Below are 18,380 nucleotides of genomic sequence, written 5' to 3'. Positions count from 1 at the left end.
CGGCCGCGATGGCGCTGAATCGGGACCGGGCGCGTCGCCGGCACCCAGCGACATGGGTGCCTATCGCGGCGCGCGCGGGCTGGTGGTATCGGATAACTTGATAGCAGAATATGCTATCATTTAACTAATGAATAAACGCCATCGCGACACCCTCGATAAGGTTTTTCAAACACCGGTACCCGCCTCGTTGGCATGGCGTGATATCGAAGCGCTTTTCCTGGCGGTGGGCGCACGGACGGTGGAAGGGAGCGGGTCGCGGGTGCGTTTCGAGCTACAGGGTGTTGTAGCGACGTTCCATCGGCCCCACCCAGGGAAAGAGGCGAAGCCCTACCAGGTGCGCGATGCGCGATGTTTCTTGGAGCAGGCAGGCATCAAACCATGAACAAGATGATTTACAAAGGGTATGCGGCCCGAATCGAATACAGCGAGGAAGATCGATGCTTGATCGGTCATATCGCTGGCATTAAGGATGTGGTTGGGTTTCACGGCGAGTCGGTGGGCGAACTGCGCACGGCGTTTGAAGAAGCGGTGGAGGATTATCTGACCACCTGCGAGAAGCTGAATCGCGCGCCGCAGAAGCCCTATTCAGGCCGGCTCATGCTGCGCGTGTCGCCTGAGATCCATGCGGCGGTCGCCATGGCCGCGCAAGCGAGTGGTAAGAGTATCAATCAGTGGGCTGCCGAGGCATTCGCGCGGGCCGTGCACACCTAGACATTCAGGATCGGGACGGCTTCAAGCACGGGTTTTCGTGATAGCCTTGTAAGACCATCTGGCCTCTTGTTTCCCTCATGTTCGCCTACATCCTTCGCCGCTTGGCGCTGATTCCCCTGACCTTGCTCGGCATTATCGCCATCAACTTCGCCATCGTGCAGATCGCGCCCGGCGGGCCGGTGGAGCAATTGCTGGCGCAACTGAAAAATACCGCCGTGGCCGCCACCGCTCGGGTGGGCGGCGGCGAGAGCGCGGAAGCGGGACGCGGCAACGCGGCGACGGGTGGCAATAGCGCCTATCGCGGCGCCCAGGGATTGGACCCGGCCTTCGTGGCGGAGTTGAACCGCCAGTTCGGTTTCGACAAGCCGGCGTATGTACGGTTTGGCCTGATGATCCGCGATTACCTCACCTTCGATCTCGGCAAGAGTTATTTTCGCGATCGGGAGGTATGGGATCTGGTGGTGGATAAATTGCCGGTGTCGATTTCCTTGGGCGTGTGGAGCACTTTGCTGATCTATGTGATTTCGATTCCCTTGGGTATCGTCAAGGCGGTGCGCGACGGCTCGCGCTTCGACGTGTTGAGCAGCGCGGCGGTGATCGTGGGCTATGCGATCCCTGCTTTCCTGTTCGCCATCCTGTTGATCATCCTGTTTGCCGGTGGGCGCTATCTGGATTGGTTTCCGCTGCGAGGATTGACCTCGGACAACTGGGCGGATTTGAGCTGGCCGGCGCGGATCGTGGATTATTTCTGGCATCTGACCCTGCCGGTGACGGCGATGGTGATCGGCGGCTTCGCCTCGCTGACCATGTTGACCAAAAACGCTTTCCTGGACGAGATCAACAAGCAATACGTGGTGACGGCCCGCGCCAAGGGTCTGAGCGAACATCGCGTGTTGTACGGACATGTGTTCCGCAACGCCATGCTGCTGGTGATCGCCGGCTTTCCCGCCACGTTGGTCGGCATGCTGTTCACCGGCTCCTTGCTGATCGAGGTGATTTTTTCGCTGGATGGCTTGGGTTTGCTGGGTTTCGAGGCCGTGGTCAACCGGGATTATCCGGTGATGTTCGGCACGCTCTACATGTTCAGCCTGATCGGGCTGTTGCTGAATCTGGTCAGCGATCTGAGCTATCACTTGGTCGATCCTCGCATCGATTTCACGGCGCGGTGAGCCACGCCATGCGTTTCCTGCATGCCGCCGATCTGCATCTCGACAGTCCCTTGCGCGGTCTCGACCGTTACGAGGGCGCTCCAGTGGACGAGGTGCGTGGCGCCACCCGTCGCGCCTTCGAAAACCTGATCGCCGTCGCCCGGCACGAACGAGTCGATTTGGTCGTGATCGCCGGCGATTTGTACGACGGCGACTGGCCCGATTACAACACCGGGTTGTTTTTCATCAAGGGCGTGGCGCAATTGGCCGAGGAAGGCATCCCGGTCGCCATCGTCCGGGGCAATCACGACGCGGCCAGCCGACTCACCAAAGCCCTGCGTCTGCCGGCGAACGTGCATCAGTTCGCGGATGCCAGCCCGGAAACCAAGCCCTTCGCCAACATCGGTATCGCCGTGCACGGGCAAAGTTTCGCGACCGCCGCCGTGACGGACGACTTGGCCGCCGGTTATCCCCGCCCACTGACCGGCTATTTCAACCTGGGCCTGCTGCATAGCGCGCTCGACGGTCGTCCTGGCCACGACCCCTACGCCCCGACCACGCTCGATGTACTGCGTGGCAAGGGCTACGACTACTGGGCGCTGGGCCACGTCCACGCGGCGGAAATCGTATGCCGCGAGCCGTGGGTGGTGTATCCCGGTAATACCCAGGGCCGCCATATCCGTGAAATGGGTGCCAAGGGCTGCACGCTGGTGACCGTCGAGGACGAGGCGATTTCGCAGCGGTTCATCGCACTCGACGTGATGCGTTGGGACACCCTATCGCTCGACATCGATGGCTTGCCCGATCTGGATGCGTTGCTGGATGCAGCCAAGCTGAATTTGCGTCAGCGGCTCGCCGGGTCCGAGGATCGCGCGCTGGCGGCGCGGGTTCAGGTGCAAGGCAGTGGTCCCCTGCATCGCCAGCTCGCCTTGCAACCCGAAACCGTGGAGCAGCAATTGCGTGGCGTCGCGGTCGAGGCCACCAACGGGCGGGCCTGGATCGAGAAGATCGAGTTCCGCACCCGGCCGCTGCTGGATCTCGACCGCATCGCCGAACGCGACGATCCCATCGGTTTGTTGGTGCGCGAGCTGCGGCGGTTCGCCACGGACGAAGCCGCGCTGCGCGACATGGCTGACGAGGCCTTGGGCGAGCTGCGGCGGAAGTTGCCGGCGGAGCTCCGCGAGGACCGCGATGCCCTGGGTCTGGATACCGCCGATGCCTTGCTCGAACTGCTGGGCGAGGTGGAAGCCGATCTGCTGGCGCGACTGTCCGGGGACGAAGGCGCCTGATGAAGATCGAGCATCTCTATCTCAAAGCGTTCGGCGCGTTCTCGGAACGCCGGCTCGATTTTACCGGCGGACCGGATTTCCATGTCATTTACGGCCCAAACGAGGCAGGCAAGTCGACCACCTTGCGTGCCCTGATCGGTTTGCTGTTCGGGATCGAGGAACGCACCGCCGACGACTTCGTCCATTCCAAACCCAACTTGCGGATCGGCGCCGCGCTGGCGACCGCCGACGCCGGACGGTTGGCGGTCATGCGGCGCAAGGGGCGCAAGCAAACCCTGTTCGCGTTGGACGAGGTCGGCGGCGAGGAACGGACCGACCAGCCGCTGGCCGAGGATATGCTGACCCGGCTGTTGGGCGGTCTCGATGAAGGCTTGTATCGCGCCTTGTTCGGGCTCGATCACGATGAATTGATACGCGGCGGCGAAGCGCTGCTGGAAGGAAAAGGGGACATCGGCCAGAGCCTGTTCGCGGCGGCGGCGGGATTGGCCGATCTGCGTCAGTTGTCGGGCAAACTGGAGGTCGAAGCCTCCGACCTATTCAACCCGCGTGGCAAAAAAAGCGAAATTCAAGTCGCCCTCAAGGAGCTGGAAGAGCAACGCAAACGGGCACGGGAAGCGACGGTGCGTTCCTCGGCCTGGGAGCAGACCGAGCGGACCAAGCGTCAAGCCGAGGAGAAGCATTCGGAGCTGCGCGCGGAACTGAATCGCTGGCGCGAGGAACAGCGCCGCTTGTCCCGGATCATCGCTCACCTGCCGCTGGCCGCCGAGCGCGCGGCGAAACTTCGGGAACTGGCCACGCTGGCCACGATTCCTCTTCTGCCGCCGGAGGCCGGACAGCAACGCATCGAAACCGAGGAACGCCTGCGCACCGCCGCCGACAACCAACGGGAAGCCCGAGCAGCGTTGGAGGAGTTGCGCCGGCAGCGTGCCCAACTGGTGGTCCGCGAAGCGTTGCTGCGCCATGCGGGCGCCATCGAGCGGCTGCATCACGCCGCGAACGACTATCGGGGTACGCTGGAACGCCTGCCCCGCATCGAAGCGGATCTCGATGCCGCGCGCCAGTTTTGCGTTGGCCAGCTTGCCGAGATCGATCCGGCGCTGGCGGCGGATCTCGCGCCCACCGAACTGTCGGAGCGGATTCGCGCGCTGGCGCCTGTACCCACGGCGCGGGCGCGGGTACAAGCGCTGCTGGAGGAATACGACAAACGGTCGGTCCAGAGCGAGCAACTGGAAGAACGGGAGCGCGAGCTGACCGACATGCGCCAACGACTGCGGGATGAGCTGGAAATTCAGCCCGTGCCCGTGCCCTTCGAGGCGTTGGAACAGGCACGCGAGCAGGCGGCCGCGCCCGGCGACCTCACCGGCCAGTGCATCCAGTTGGCGCGAGAAATCGCCGCACTGGAAACCGCGCTCGTGCACGAGGCCGCGTCGTTGTGGGAGGGGACGCTCGATGAGTTGATCGCGCTGCGCGTGCCGCCCTTGGCCACGGTGACCGAGATAGCCGACCGCTATAGGCAGTGGGCCGAGGCGGAACGTTCGCTCAAAAACCAGGATGGAATCCTGCAACGGGATATCGGCGAGCGGGAACGCGAACTGCGCGCTCTGGCCGCAGCCGCCGAAATCGTGACCCACGATCAGGTACGGCAGGCCCGTCAAACGCGTGACGAAGACTGGCGGCGGATTCGTCGGGGTTATGTCGAGCGCACGATGGACCCCGTGCCGGGACAGTCGCCGCTCGATGCCTTCGAGGCCGCCATGCGGGAAGCCGATCGTCTGGCCGATTTGCTGCACGCCGACGCCACGCGGGCCGCCAACGTCGAGAGTCTCCGCCAGCGCATCGTCGACATGCAGCGGGCGCGCTCGGATTGCGCGGGCCAGTTCGCCGATCTGACCGCTGAACGCGACCGACTCGACACGCGCTGGAAGGTGATCGCCGAATCCTTGCGTCAGCCCGATCTTTCGCCCGGCGCGGCGGCGGAGTGGCTGGGCAAACAGGCGCTGCTGGTCGAACGTTCCGCTCATTTGGAAACGTTGCGGCGGGAACGACGAGAGATCGGCGCGGCATTGGCGGTGGTCCGTCAAACGCTGGATCGGGCCTTACGGAAATGCGGTTTACCGGCGTTGAGCGATGACGAAGCCCTGTCGGTCGCGCTCGGCCGTGCCAAGGTGGCCATCGAGCAGGGCCGCCAAACCGCCATGGCACGCGCTAAGCTCGATAGCGGCATCCGCCAATGCGAAGCCGAACGGCGTGAAGTTGCCGCGAAGCGTGCCGGACTGGCCGAGAAACAGGCGGTCTGGCGGACGCAATGGGACGCCGCCATGCGCGAATTGCGATTGTCGCCCCAAGCCTTGCCGGCGGAGGCGCGAGTCCGGCTCGATCAGTGGGATCGGCTTGCCCAGACCTTGCGAAAGCTGGAGAGCTTGTCTGGCGAGGTCCAGCGGGAACGGACGACCCGTGCCGACTTTGAAAGCGCGCTGGCCGAATTGACGCGCGCCGTCGGCGAAACCGCCACCGATCGAACGGCCGACCGGATCGCCGATACGCTGTACACCGCCTTGAACGAAGCGCGTGACGCCGACCGTCGGCGCAAGCAGGCCGACGCCGCCATCGTCCGGGAACAGGACGGACTCGACCGAGCGGAGGCCGCCGCCGCGAGTCAGCACGACCGCCTGGTCGAACTGCTGCGTCGCGCCGGGGTGGAATCGCTGGACGAATTGGCGGCGGTCGAGGAACAAGCGACGCACAAGCGGCGGTTGGCCGAGCGGGTGACCGAGATCGAGGAGCAACTGGTGCGCGGTGCCGCTCGCCCGCTGGCCGAAGTATTGACCGAGATCGAGGGCGAGGATCTGGATGCCACCCATGCCCGCTTGGATGAGTTGGAAACCACGATCCGCGAGGGTGAAGCCGAGCTGGAAACCGCGTATGCGGTCTGTCTGGACGCACGCCGCGCTTTTGACGTCATCGACGGCGGCGACGTGGCGGCACAGGCGCAACAGGGTGCCGAGGAGATGGCCGCCCGTATCGCCCGGCAATCCCGCGCCTACGCCCGCGCCCGGCTGGCCGGCGCCGTCGTGTCGCGGGTCGTGCAGGCGTACCGGGAGCAACATCAGGGACCGGTGCTGCGCCGTGCCAGCGAAATCTTCGCCCGGATCACCCTGGGTAGTTTCAGCGGCTTGGAAATGGATTACCAGGACGACCGGCAAATCTTGGTGGGGAAACGGCCGGATGCGGTCAAGGTAGGGATGGATGGATTGAGCCAAGCACGCGCGACCAATTGTTCCTGGCATTGCGCATTGCGGCCATCGAGGAACATCTGCGGGAGCGCGAGGCCGTTCCCATCGCCATCGACGATTTGCTGGTGCAGTTCGACGATGACCGGGCCGTGGCGACACTGGGGGTGTTGGCCGAATTGGCCTGCCGCGCGCAGGTGCTGTTTTTCACCCATCACGGCCATCTCTGCGAATTGGCGGCCGCCGCGCTGCCGCCGGACGCTTGGCGGCGGCACGATTTGAGCGCCGAACCAGACAGCCTTGCCATGAAGGCCCGCCCATGAGTTCGACCCACAATCCTCTCTCCTTGCGGGAGAGAGGACATGGGTCAGGGCGTATCATCTCACACGCCGTCCAATCCCTTGCCGCGTCGCGTGCCCAGCGCCTCTCCTAATTGATACCAGTCCACCTTGCGGGTTAGCGTCATCACCAGCGCCAGGGCACCAAACAAGGTCACCGAGCCGGCCAACAGCGCCAGATCCTCCAGGCTGATCAATACGTACAGAATCCCGAACACCGCGCCGATCAGCGCCCCGAAACCCAAACCCCAGCCCAGGCTACCCAGCACATAGCTGAGGTAATAGGCTAGCAGCGCCACGCAGCCGGCGGTGGCGGTCGCGTAGGCGATCCCGAAGTCCACATGTTCCGACAGTGACAGTAGCAGCAGATAGAACAACACCAGCGCCGTGCCGGCCAAGCTGTATTGAAAGGGATGGATCGCCAACCGCTTGAGTACCTCGAACAGGAAGAAGGCGGCGAAGGTCAGACCGATGAACAGCAGCCCGTATTTGATCGCGCGGTCGGTCTGGGTGTAACTGTCGGTCGGATCGACGAAGCGCACCCCGATCAAGGTATCGAGCGGGCGGTTGTTACGCAGATGTTCGAACAATTGATGGAGCATGTTGGTGGCCAGCCGAGTGGTGGACCAGGCGGCGGAAAAGCCGGCGTCGTTCACTTGGCGCGATTCCGGTAGGAACTGGCCATAAAAACTGGGATGCGGCCAGTTGCCGCGCACGTCAATGTGGGTGGTGTCGCCCACCGGCGCGACATCGAAGGACTGGGTACCGCGCAGGTCGAGCGTGAATTCGAACTCGGCCGACCACCCGTGCTGGAGGTCGAGACCCATAAGGCGGGCCTGAATACCGTTAGGCATTTTTTCCTCGGCGGTACCTGGCAGGAAATCGAGCCGCTGTCCGGCCCAAACCAGCGCCGGCGCTCGCAGGATGCCGCGCGGATCGCCGATCCCGACGATCAGGCGAGGATCGCCGAATTCGATCCGTTCGTTCGGACCGGGTTGCAGCAATTCGCCATCGGACGCGAAGCGGCCCTTGAGCGAAACGGCACCGCTAAACACCACGGCGTAATACAGGCTGCGGCGAATTTGTTCGGTGTTCAGGTTGGCCTGGACATCCAGCTCGGCTGGCGGCAGATACAGCCAGTCCGCATAACGTGTTTCGACCTCGATCATCTTGTTGTCGTCCTTCTCGCTGGGCTTCTGCGTCTTGACGATGCGAGTGTAGGGAATGACTAGCAACGGCCCGACCAGGATTTGGTCGCGAGCGGTGGCGGCGGCGATGCCGGCGACGACCTGATCGCGGCGTTGCGTCCGCTCTCGCACCAGATAATCGATTTGCGACAGGCCGGTGGCCAGCACCACCGTGACCAGGAACACTAGAACCACCTTGACGAACAGTGGGTTTTTCATCGGGGCTTCCTCGGGTAAATGAATGACGAGGCCAGCCTAAACCGGTGAATTGAGGCCCTGATGCGCGGGGAGTGAGGGAAGTGTGAGGATTGAGTGAAGCGGCCGGTAACGCTGATCGAGCGGGAGTCAGGCCGCCGGCAGGCTCAGTCGGGCAACCACTCCGATGATAGCGCCATCGGCATCTGGCACGTTATCCACCGTGACCGTTCCGCCGTGCAGTTGCGCGACTTCCCGGACGAAGGCCAGCCCCAGTCCGGTGCTCTTGCGGCCGGTGTCCGGGCGAGGTAGGGAATAGAAGCGCTCGAACAGCCGCTCGCGGGCATAGTCGGGAATGGCGCTACCGCTGTTGGTCACGCTCAGTCGCCAGACGTTGCCGGCCGGGTCGGCCTCGATCGTCACGGTCCCGTGCGCGGGCGTGAAATCCAGCGCGTTATCGAGCAGATTACCGATGGCCTGAACCAGTAGGAACGGTTCCCCCAGAAAGGCTGCACCCTCGGCAATCCGGTTGTCGATCTCTAAATCCTTGCGGGCGATGGCGGGCGCGCGGGCGGTCCGCCATTCCTCCACGGTTCGGCGCAGCTCGACCGGTCGCCGCTCCTGCGGTTCGCGCCGCTGCTCGACGGTGGCCAGCGCCAGCAGACGCTCGACCAATTGCTGGAGCCGTTCGGCCTCCCCGGCGACCAGGTTGGCGAAGCGCTCGCGTTGCGGTCCCGGTAGCTCGCCCTGCAACAATTCGGCGGCGCCGGCGATGGCTGCCAGCGGGCTTTTCATTTCGTGGGTCAGGGTATGGACGTAGCGCTCCACGTAATCCCGGCCATCCAGCTTGCTCCGCATGGTTTCCACCGCTTCCGCCAAGGCGCGCAATTCCGGTCCGCCGCCTTTCGGCACGAGCGCCCGCCGGCCATCGGCGGCGGCGCGGGCGTAGCCAGCCAGCCGGCCGATGGAATGGGCCAGCGACCAGGAGAACACCAGCCCCACGGTCAGCGACACCGCCACCAGCACGGCGGCGGCGCGATACAGCTTGGCTTCGGCCCGGTCCACAAAGGGCTGAACGCTGGCGCCGGGTTTGGCCACGGTCAGCACGCCGACGATGCGTTCGCCGTCCCGAACCGGCGCCGCCACGTACATCACCGAGGTCCGCTCGTCGTGTGGGTCGTCGCGGGTGGTGCGGGCACCGTACTGACCGCGCAGGGTCAGGTGGACATCGTTCCAGCGGGAATAGTCCTGACCAACATCCCGCCCGCTGGAGTCGAACAGCACTACACCTCGTTGATCGGTGATGTAGATGCGGTGATCGAAAGCCTGCTTGGCGATATCCCAAATCCGGGCATTGGGCGCGCGATTGGCGTATTCCGCCAGCCGCTCCTGGAAGCGGCCGTCGGCGATGCCGCCGTCGAGCAGGTCGTCGCGCACCAGCACCGCCAGCAGGTTGGCGGTGTCGATCAGCGTGTCCTCGGTGGCTTGGCGGAAGGCCGGCTTGAGCTCCTTGCCGAAGATGTTCAGGGAGAAATACACGCCTAGACCGACAATCAGGAAATAGCCGAGAAACAGCTTGAGACCCAGACGCATGGCGGCGCGGTTTCAGGGTCGGTCCGCGACTCGGATCGAATAACCCAAACCGCGATGGGTGCGGATCGGATCGAAGCGCGGTTCGATCTCGCGCAGCTTGGCCCGTAGCGTCTTGATGTGGGTGTCCACGCTGCGCTCGAAGCTGGCGGCGGGGTCGGACCAAACCCGATCCATCAGTTGGGCGCGGGAGAACACCCGTTCCGGTTGGGTCAGAAGCGTCTTGAGGATGAGGTATTCATACCGGGTCAAGTCCAGGGGCCGGCGCTGAAACCGAATCGTGGCGCGGGCCTCGTCGACCTCGAATCCGTTGGAGTCAGCGGGTTCGCCGGCGGCCGGCTCCGTCGCGATGACGTGGTTTCGAACGCTGCGCTTGAGGATGGCCTTGACCCGGGCAGCCAGCTCGCGCGGGCTGAACGGCTTGCTGACGTAATCGTCCGCGCCCAGTTCCAGCCCGAGAACCCGATCCAGTTCGGCGTTGCGAGCGGAGAGGATCAGCACCGGCATGTCCGAATCGCGTCTTATCCGCTTGAGCAGCTCCAGACCCGATCCATCGGGCAAACCGATGTCGAGGATGAGTAGATCGTGGGCATCGGCGGCCAGTGCGGCTTCGGCGTCGCGGGCCAGGGTACGCCAGGCGACCTGGAACCCTTCGCCGGTCAGCGCGAACTCGACGATTTCGGCGATGGTGGGTTCGTCCTCGACCAGCAGGATGCGGGCGGCCATGCCGGGTGAAATCCGCTCAGGGACGTTGCGCCACAAAAGTATTACATTCCTTGACGTCGCCGGTTTTCAGTCCCCGGCTGAACCAGCGCATCCGCTGTTCGGAAGTGCCGTGGGTGAAGGAGTCGGGCGTGACATAGCCGCGAGCCTGGCGCTGGAGGCGGTCGTCGCCGATGGCCGAGGCCGCCTTCATCGCCGCTTCGATATCGCCCGGTTCCAGCACGCCCCGCCGCTGTGCATAGTGGCCCCACACGCCCGCCAGGCAATCGGCCTGCAATTCCACCAGCACCGACAGCGCGTTGGCCTGTGCCTCAGGCAGTTGTCGCCGTTGCGCCTGCACCTTGGCGGAAATACCGGTCAGATTCTGGACGTGGTGTCCGATCTCATGGGCGATCACGTAGGCGCGAGCGAAATCGCCGGGCGCGCCAAAGCGCTGGGACAGTTCCTGGAAGAAAGACAGATCGAGATAAACTTGGCGGTCGCCCGGACAGTAGAAGGGACCCACGGCGGCGCTGGCGAAACCACAGGCGGATTGTGCGGCGTCGCGGAACAGGACCAGCTTCGGCCGCGCGTATTGGCCGCCCTGCGCCTGGAACAACTGGCTCCAGGTATCTTCGGTGTCGCCCAGGACGGCGGCGACGAAATCCGCGTTCGGATCGTTGGCGGGCGGCGCCTTGCGCTGCTGGGGTGCCGTCGCCGTCGATCCGCCGCCCAGCAGGCTCAGCACTTGCGTGGGATCGACCCCGAATATCAGGCTTGCCACCATCACCAGCACCAACCCGACGCCACCCAGCTTGATGCCGCCGCCGCCACGGACGGATGGCGACTCGTCCCGCCGGTCTTCCACGTTACTGCTGCGCCTCAGATCACGCCAACGCATGGGGAGTCCTCTTTCCGGTTCGATGGAGAAAAGTGTAGCGTGGTGAGTGTCGGTGCGGCCAACGGTTAGCACTTTTTCCAAAATCCGGCGTCCGCCAGGTGGCGCACCAGCGTGGTGCGCCACCGGTGCGGCACCATGAAACGTTGCGGTGTTTGCTCGAACTGTTTGCGGCTCGCATGCCGCTGGTAGGCTTCAACCAAATCAAATGGTGTAGTTCGGCGCCGCGCCGGGAATCTCGATACTGGTGAGCGTCGAGCCCTCGCACTGGACTGCGGCGGGTTTGCCAATGCAGTCATCCCCGTAGAGCGCGGTCAACGCCTCGGCCAGCAGGCGCGAATCGGCGTGTAACTGGTGCTTGATTCGGCCCGTGTCCAGAATCAGCGTCGCGGTGGCGCCGTCTTCGATCACGTCGGCGATGGTCCCGGAGAAGTACATCATGATGTGTGCTCCATGAGTCGGTTGCCAGCCGCTTCGAGAGTTCGGTATGGAAAATCGCGGGCTTGTTCGATGATCATGTCGCCAAGGTTCATGTGCGCCTCCGGTGGATGTCGATGGATTGAGCGATGGTACGAAAAGGGACGAGATCGGTTTTTCGATGGTCTCGCACGCGCGGCCACGCGGAGGCGGCATTGAGCTGGTCACCCCACATATTGCAGCGCAAACGGCACCATCTCTCCCAGAATTTTCTGAACAGCGGCGTTCGTCGCCCGGACCGCGCCGTAGGCATTTTCGCTGGGGGCCGGTTCCACCGCCTCGAACACCTGAGTTCCCAGTACGTGTCTACTTTTCATATCCAGCACTTTGATCCGCGCGGTCAACCGCACCTTGCTGGGTTGGGTCATGAACTCCTGCTGCAAGCGGATCACGTCCACGTCCACCCGCAAGTCGGCCAAGCCTGGCGCCGGCGGCGATACCACCGCCTTGAACGCCCCAGTGGTTTCGAACGCCCGCACCAGAATGGGCAGCAGCATCTTGGCCGGTGTATCGCTCCAGCCGCTGTCGTTGTAGTAGTCCAGTTTCAGCGGTTCTCGGCTGTAGGCGATACGGTTGGAATCGAAACCCGGCGCGGCCTTGGGCATCGCCACCAGCAGGATCTTGTCGCTGGCGCGTCGAGCTGGTGGTGACGCGAAGCTCGTGACCTCCAATAGATAGTCCTGTCGTGGCGGCGATTTGTCCTGCGGCAGCAGACAAGCGCTCAGCGCCAGCGTGGCCAGTAGCACTCCCCCAAATCGGATCCAGCATCGCCCGCGTTCGCCTTCGAGGCACCCTACGTTGTGATTCCGCACATTCCGTCCTTTTCGACTTTTTATTCGTTGTTGACCCGCTTTTCGCGCCCTTACTTTTCCCCAGGACCCGGTCGGCCGCTGGGCTTGCCCACCAGCAGGGCGCGCGGGTTCTGTTCCAGCAATTCGGCCAACCGCCGTAGGACTACCACCAGTTCGTTGGCTTCCACCAGCAGGCTATTGAATTCCGGCACGGTATTTTGCCCCAATTGTCGCAATTCCCGTTGCCCGACCTCAGCCAGGCCGCTCAGGTCCCGGCTGGTCTGGTTGAAGGTGTCGGCCGTTCGACGCACCGCTTGGGCACCCGCGCGAAAATCGCTCAGGGTGGCCCGAACCCGTGCACTCAAGTCGCCGGTGCCCTGCAACATCGTTGTCAGTTGATCCAGTGCCTTGCCCAATTGCCCCGAGCGATCCGCCAAGGTGCCGGTGAAGACTTCCACATGATCCAGGGTCTGGCGGATGCGGTCGGAGCGGTCGGCCACCGCGCCGGTGATCGTGCTGAGATTTTGCAGGGTCTGGGTCAGGGCCGTCTGATTTTGATCGCCCAGCAAGCGTTCGAGGCGCCGCGACAGGTTGTCGACATTGGTAATGATATTGTTGAAAGCGTCGTCCAGGCGGGCCACCAGCGACGGTCCGGCTTGAATCACCGGCAGTTCCTGCCCCGGTTGCTTCTCCAAGGGCAGCGACTGACCGCCGCCACTCAGTTCCACCGACGCCACGCCGGTCAGGCCCTGCTTGGACAGGGTTGCGATGGTGCCGCGCCGGATTGGCGTGCCGCGTTCGATGTTCAGCACCACATCCACCTGATCGGGGTTGGCGGGATCGAGCCGGATGGATTCCACCTGTCCGATCTGAACGCCGCGATAGCGGACCGCCGCCTTGAGGCTCAGACCGGCCACCGATTCGTGGAAATACACCCGGTAGCGGTCGTAGGTTTTGTTCTCGACCCCAATCGTCAGCCAGAACGACACGCCCACCGCCGCCGCGCCAAACAGGACGACGAACAGGCCCACCAGAGCGTAATTCACTTTGCTGTACATATTTGTCCCCGCGCCGCGCGGCCGCGTGGTCCCTCGAAATAGGCCCGGATCAGCGGATGTTCGGCCGTCACCAACTCCGCCATCGGCGCGTAACCGATCACCCGCTTTTCACCCAGAAACGCCACCCGATCGGTGGCGTGCCACAGCGAATCCAGGTCGTGGGTCACCATGACCACCGTCAATCCCAGCGATTCCTTGAGCTGCACCACCAGCTCGTCGAACGCGCCGGCGCTGACCGGATCGAGGCCGGAGGTCGGCTCGTCTAGAAACAGCAGCGCTGGGTCCAGCGCCAGCGCCCGCGCCAGGGCCGCGCGTTTGAGCATGCCGCCACTCAGTTCGCGCGGCAGTTTGTTGCCGGCGTCGGCCGGTAGACCCGCCAGCGCGATCTTGAGATCGGCGATTTCCGCGATTCGCCGGGCCGGCAACCGGGTGTGCTCGCGCAGCGGCACCGCCACATTCTCCCGCACCGTGAGCGAACCGAACAGCGCTCCTTGCTGAAACAGCATGCCGAAGCGCCGCCGTAGCCGAAACGCCGGACCGTCGCCGATCCCGACAATCTCTTCTCCAAACAGTTTGATGGAGCCTGCCGCCGGCTTCAGCAGCATGATCACCGCTCGCACCAAGGTGGTCTTGCCGGAACCGCTGCCGCCGACCAGGGCCACCACTTCGCCTCGGGAAATATCGAGATCCAGGTTGTCATGAATGATCGTCTCGCCGAAGCGCGTGTGTAGGCCCCGGATTTCGATCACTTTCTCCGCCGAACCCATGCTCAGCGCCATAAGCCGACACTACCCAACATCACCGAGAACACAGCATCGGTGGCGATCACCAGAAAAATGGATTGCACCACGCTGACCGTGGTTTGCCGGCCGACGCTGTCGGCGCCGCCGCGCACTTGGAAACCTTGATAGCAGCCCACCAGAGCGATGATGGCGGCGAATACCGGCGCCTTACCGATCCCGATCAAGAACGAGGTCAGTGTCACCACCTGCGGGAATCGATCAAGAAAATCGCCGTAACTCACATCCAGCATGATTTGCGCCATGACCATGCCGCCGAACACGCTCAACGCGTCGGCGAACAGTGTCAGCAGCGGCAGGGCCACCACCAGGGCTAGCAGTTTGGGCAGCACCAGCAGATTCATGGGCGGGATGCCGATGGTGCGCAGCGCGTCCACTTCCTCGGTGACCTGCATGGTACCGATCTGGGCGGTGTAGGACGAACCGGTGCGGCCGGCGACGATGATCGCGGTGATCAGCGGCGCCAGCTCGCGTAGCATGGTCAGTGAGACCAGTTCAACGATGAAAATATTGGCACCGTAGAATTCCAATTGGCGACCGCCTTGATAGGCGATAACCACGCCCATCATGAAGGCTAGCAACGCGACGATGGGTAGGGCATGAATGCCGGCGGTTTCAACGTTGCCGAACAACGCCCGCCAGCGAAACCGCCTGGGATGCAATAGCAATTGACCCAACGCCAACGCCGCTTCACCGACGAAGGCCAGAAAATCGCCGCCACGCCTGAGGTGATGCCAGACCCAGCGGCCCAGTCGTTCCAGCCGGTTCCTCGGTGGCGTGGTCGGCGGCGGTTCTCCGGCGGCGGCGCGGCGCTCTCGCACCAGCTCCAACAGTTCGCGGTGTTCTTCGTGCAAACCGACCAGTTGCACTCGACGGCCGTCCCGCTCCAGCGCGGCGACCAGATTGAGCAATTGCAGCGCGCCGGTGGTGTCGATGGCCCGAATGCCGGAGCCGTCCAATTGCAGTGCGCCGCTCGCCCAGCGAACGTTTTGCAGTTGTGCGTCGAGCGTCTCGATGCCCGCCAGGGTCCAGCGGCCCTCGCAGCGGTAATGGCCCTGGTCGCGACGGACGGCGGCGGGTTCGGTGGTCGAAAGCGGGTTGGATGCAATCATGGTTTACCGTCAGTCATACCACCCTTGAAGGTGGATATGGACCGATGGTTATAGGTCAGCGCGGACAACAGGAGCAACCTTAACCAAGACGCGAGCCATTATGGTCGAGGTTGCTCCTGTTCAAGGACAAATAATAGGCGTTACGCAGCTAAAACTTTGGCTTGCTGATTTGCTATTGAAACTCGATTGTCCGTCGAGCGAGTTATACTCAAGATAAATCAATAGCTTGGCTATTAATCTGCGCAACACCTATTGTGGAGGATAGTAGGAGAAGCTGGCGGTGACGGTACATTCCTCGGTGATCGGGCCGGTGGTATAAGTGCCACTTAGAGAATCACCACTGTAGTTACCCCCGCAGCCGGTGACCGAGTTAACATAGTAATCGTAATAACTATCAGCGATAACGGTGAAGCTGGCGGTCGCGCCGTGTTCGACCATCTGCGAAGTTGGACTAATGGTGCCAGAACCATCGATGGCCGTCGTGACCAGGTAGGTTGCAAGGCGGAAGCTGGCGGTGACAGTGCAATCGGCGGTGATTGGGCCGGTGGTGTAGGTGGTGCCGCTGAGGTGACCGCCACAACCGGTGACCGAGTCGATTTGGTAGCCGCTATTGGGGGTCACGGTGAAGCTGGTGGTCGCGCCCGCGTTGACCGTTTGCGAGGATGGATAGATAGTGCCGCCGGAACCGGCGGTGGTCGTGACCAGGTAGGTCACGGTTTGTTGCGCTTGAGCATAGCCATCGTCGGGTTGGCTAAGACCGCCACACCCCTTGGCGTTGCAGGCTCTAATCGTGTAGGCATGGGTAGCCCCGGGCGTCACATGGGTATCCTCGAAGACGATGTCGGTCAGCGAAGCGACGAGCAAGCCATCACGATACACCTCATAGGCGATCGCGCCGGCCACGGCATCCCAGGTAACCCGAATGCGATCAGTGAAGGTTCCATCGCTGGCGTTAACCCCGGTCGGCGCCAGCAGGATGACGCCATCCGAGGGCTCCTCCCGAGGCAAGGTGGGTAGCTGGGCGGACTCGTCCTGACGGGTTTGCAACTGGGTGGCGACCGGTTCCAGACAGGACACGCCCCCACCGGCTGGACCGCAGGGCGCCTCGACGACATCGGCATCGGCCTGCAAGGCCTGCTGCACCAGCGGATCGATGCTGGACGTGGGCGGTTCGGCCGCCGCGCCGCGGCGAGTGGCGGCTCGGGCCAGGAATGCGGCGATCAGCGGCGACTGGCAAGCCGTCGGGGCGACTAAGCCGCTCACGCCGGCCTGCTCGGCGGCGGCGCGCACGGCGCACAGGGTATCGCCGGCGGCGACGCTGCCATACCAGTAGCTGTTGACCAGCAGCGCGCTCAGGGTAAAGCGCGACAGGTTGGCATCTTGCGTCTGCCGGGCGGACGCCGTGCTCACCGTGGGCGCCACCTGCCGGCTGGTGCTGGCCGACGCGCCTTGCACCGCCAGGCGTACCCGCTCGGCCATGGTCTGTAGCGCGCGCAACCCGGCGCCGTCGACCGGCACGGTCGCCGGATTGCCCATGGCGGCGCCGTTGCGGAAAAAACTCACCGTCACGCTGGACGTGGCATCGGTCAGTTGGTAATCGCTGAACCGCGCTTCCATGCCGCTGGAATCGGTATAGGCGGCGGGCAGACCGTCGGTCGCGAGGCTCAGATCGGCGGACTGGCCGGTTTGCGTGTTGGCCCAGGTGAGGCCCTCCAACTGGGTGGGCACGCCGTCGCCGCGCTTGGTGGCGATCACCCCGGTGCTTTCCCCCAGCGCCGCGCCGGTGCCGTTGCCGGCCACGGCCATCGGATTGAGCACATCGGTGATGGCGGCGATCAACGCCAGCCGGGAGGGCGTGGCGGTGCTGCGGGCCACGATGAAATTCTGATTCGACTCGGACCATTCGGCGGTGGTGGTCTGGCCGGTCTCGGGGAAATCGGCGAAGACGAACTGGCGACTGAGCCCGGTCAGGTACTCCGCCCCCAGGGTGGTGACGGCGAAGTTGACGTTGGCGAATTCCACCCCATCGAGATACGCGCGCAGGTTATGGGTGCCCTCGCTGATCCGGTTCCAGTTATAGGTAAAACCGAAACCGTTGTTGCTGTCCCCACAGGTGGCGACGGTATCGGGTCGGTCGGTGCCGTAGGCGATGGCTTGCCGTGCGCCGCCGTCGATGCTGAACTCGACCTGCTGCCCTTCGCAGGCCCAGCCCCGAATCAACTCGACCCCGCTTTGGTACGAGCCTTGGGTCGGCGATTCCAGCGCCGCTCGGGGGTGGGCCGGCGGCGGGGTATTGGCCGGGATCGCGACTGAGCGGGCGAATACGAAGTTCTGCTGCGGCTCGGACCAGCGCACCTGGGGTTCGTTGCCGGCGGCGGGGAAGTCGCGTAGAGTGTATTGCGCCACCAGGCCGGTCAGATAGGCCCGGCCCAGGGTGGTGACCGTGAAGTTGACGTCGGCGAAGGCCACCCCGTCGGCGAAGGCCCGCAAGTTGTGGACGCCGTCACCGAAATTGTTCCAATTCTGGGTAAAGCCGAAACCGTTGTTGCTGTCACCGCAGGTGGCCGCTGTGTCGGGCCGGTCGGTGCCATAGGCGATGGCTTGCAACGCCCCGCCGTCGATGCTGAATTCGATCCGTTGCGCCGCGCAGGCCCCAGCCTCGGATCAGCCCCACCCCGCTTTGCACGAACGCCCCCGCCGTGGGGGATTCCAGAGTCGCTAGGGAGGATTGTGCTCGCGAGGAAGCGCTCAATAGTGCGAGACACAATCCGAGCAACAAGGCAAGAAGGTTGACTGATAAACAGAAATGATCATGTCTATAAGTCATTTCAATATCCTCATGATGGTTGGTTGA

General features: G+C 63.7%; 15 protein-coding genes. 5 read left to right on the top strand and 10 right to left on the bottom strand.

All coding sequences use genetic code 11. From position 1 onward, the window contains the following. The first annotated feature begins 127 nt into the window (after nucleotides 1-127). The 5 genes from E4P82_RS08365 (at nucleotide 128) to E4P82_RS08345 (ending at nucleotide 6,660) form a co-directional block, all read left to right on the top strand. The gene (locus E4P82_RS08365) at nucleotides 128-382 is read left to right on the top strand and encodes a type II toxin-antitoxin system HicA family toxin (RefSeq protein ID WP_169248462.1); all 255 of its coding nucleotides are present in this window, start codon (nucleotides 128-130) and stop codon (nucleotides 380-382) included. Beyond that, nucleotides 379-711: a type II toxin-antitoxin system HicB family antitoxin gene (locus E4P82_RS08360; protein ID WP_169248461.1), complete on the top strand. Its 333-nt coding sequence runs from the start codon at nucleotides 379-381 to the stop codon at nucleotides 709-711. The genes E4P82_RS08365 and E4P82_RS08360 overlap by 4 nt, the downstream gene beginning before the upstream one ends. Nucleotides 712-788: 77 nt before the next feature. Next, nucleotides 789-1,880 carry a microcin C ABC transporter permease YejB gene (locus tag E4P82_RS08355; protein WP_169248460.1) on the top strand — a complete coding sequence of 364 codons (1,092 nt, stop codon included), beginning with the start codon at nucleotides 789-791 and terminating at the stop codon, nucleotides 1,878-1,880. An 8-nt stretch (nucleotides 1,881-1,888) separates the two neighbouring features. Further along, nucleotides 1,889-3,148 carry a metallophosphoesterase family protein gene (locus tag E4P82_RS08350; protein WP_169248459.1) on the top strand — a complete coding sequence of 420 codons (1,260 nt, stop codon included), beginning with the start codon at nucleotides 1,889-1,891 and terminating at the stop codon, nucleotides 3,146-3,148. Continuing rightward, nucleotides 3,148-6,660 (top strand): YhaN family protein, encoded by a 3,513-nt coding sequence (locus E4P82_RS08345; RefSeq protein WP_169248458.1) that lies wholly within the window; start codon nucleotides 3,148-3,150, stop codon nucleotides 6,658-6,660. The genes E4P82_RS08350 and E4P82_RS08345 overlap by 1 nt, the downstream gene beginning before the upstream one ends. Before the next feature lie 100 nt (nucleotides 6,661-6,760). Here E4P82_RS08345 and creD read toward each other — a convergent pair whose 3' ends face one another. From creD to E4P82_RS08295, 10 genes are all read right to left on the bottom strand, one after another. Beyond that, nucleotides 6,761-8,122 carry a cell envelope integrity protein CreD gene (gene creD, locus E4P82_RS08340; protein WP_169248457.1) on the bottom strand — a complete coding sequence of 454 codons (1,362 nt, stop codon included), beginning with the start codon at nucleotides 8,120-8,122 and terminating at the stop codon, nucleotides 6,761-6,763. A gap of 126 nt (nucleotides 8,123-8,248) precedes the next feature. Next, nucleotides 8,249-9,691: a two-component system sensor histidine kinase CreC gene (creC, locus tag E4P82_RS08335; RefSeq protein ID WP_169248456.1), complete on the bottom strand. Its 1,443-nt coding sequence runs from the start codon at nucleotides 9,689-9,691 to the stop codon at nucleotides 8,249-8,251. 12 nt (nucleotides 9,692-9,703) lie between these two features. Beyond that, nucleotides 9,704-10,414 carry a two-component system response regulator CreB gene (gene creB / locus E4P82_RS08330; RefSeq protein WP_169248455.1) on the bottom strand — a complete coding sequence of 237 codons (711 nt, stop codon included), beginning with the start codon at nucleotides 10,412-10,414 and terminating at the stop codon, nucleotides 9,704-9,706. Nucleotides 10,415-10,430: 16 nt separating this feature from the next. Then, nucleotides 10,431-11,291: a KPN_02809 family neutral zinc metallopeptidase gene (gene ypfJ, locus E4P82_RS08325; RefSeq protein WP_169248454.1), complete on the bottom strand. Its 861-nt coding sequence runs from the start codon at nucleotides 11,289-11,291 to the stop codon at nucleotides 10,431-10,433. A gap of 201 nt (nucleotides 11,292-11,492) precedes the next feature. Next, nucleotides 11,493-11,729, bottom strand: coding sequence for a hypothetical protein (locus E4P82_RS08320; protein WP_169248453.1), 237 nt, complete (start codon nucleotides 11,727-11,729; stop codon nucleotides 11,493-11,495). Nucleotides 11,730-11,929: 200 nt separating this feature from the next. Then, nucleotides 11,930-12,511: an ABC-type transport auxiliary lipoprotein family protein gene (locus E4P82_RS08315; protein ID WP_169248452.1), complete on the bottom strand. Its 582-nt coding sequence runs from the start codon at nucleotides 12,509-12,511 to the stop codon at nucleotides 11,930-11,932. 116 nt (nucleotides 12,512-12,627) lie between these two features. Then, nucleotides 12,628-13,614 carry an MlaD family protein gene (locus tag E4P82_RS08310; protein WP_169248451.1) on the bottom strand — a complete coding sequence of 329 codons (987 nt, stop codon included), beginning with the start codon at nucleotides 13,612-13,614 and terminating at the stop codon, nucleotides 12,628-12,630. Then, the gene (locus E4P82_RS08305; protein WP_246327450.1) at nucleotides 13,599-14,393 is read right to left on the bottom strand and encodes an ABC transporter ATP-binding protein; all 795 of its coding nucleotides are present in this window, start codon (nucleotides 14,391-14,393) and stop codon (nucleotides 13,599-13,601) included. Before E4P82_RS08305 ends, E4P82_RS08310 begins: the two co-directional genes overlap by 16 nt. Further along, complete coding sequence (locus E4P82_RS08300) at nucleotides 14,384-15,526, bottom strand: ABC transporter permease (protein ID WP_169248450.1); 1,143 nt, start codon at nucleotides 15,524-15,526, stop codon at nucleotides 14,384-14,386. The genes E4P82_RS08305 and E4P82_RS08300 overlap by 10 nt, the downstream gene beginning before the upstream one ends. A gap of 249 nt (nucleotides 15,527-15,775) precedes the next feature. Then, the gene (locus E4P82_RS08295) at nucleotides 15,776-18,133 is read right to left on the bottom strand and encodes an InlB B-repeat-containing protein (protein WP_169248449.1); all 2,358 of its coding nucleotides are present in this window, start codon (nucleotides 18,131-18,133) and stop codon (nucleotides 15,776-15,778) included. Between the last annotated feature and the right edge of the window lie 247 nt (nucleotides 18,134-18,380).

Source organism: Candidatus Competibacter phosphatis (assembly GCF_012939995.1).
Classification (GTDB): domain Bacteria; phylum Pseudomonadota; class Gammaproteobacteria; order Competibacterales; family Competibacteraceae; genus Competibacter; species Competibacter phosphatis.
Note: the sequence above shows the minus strand (reverse complement) of the source record. Positions and strands in the feature narration are given on the sequence as shown.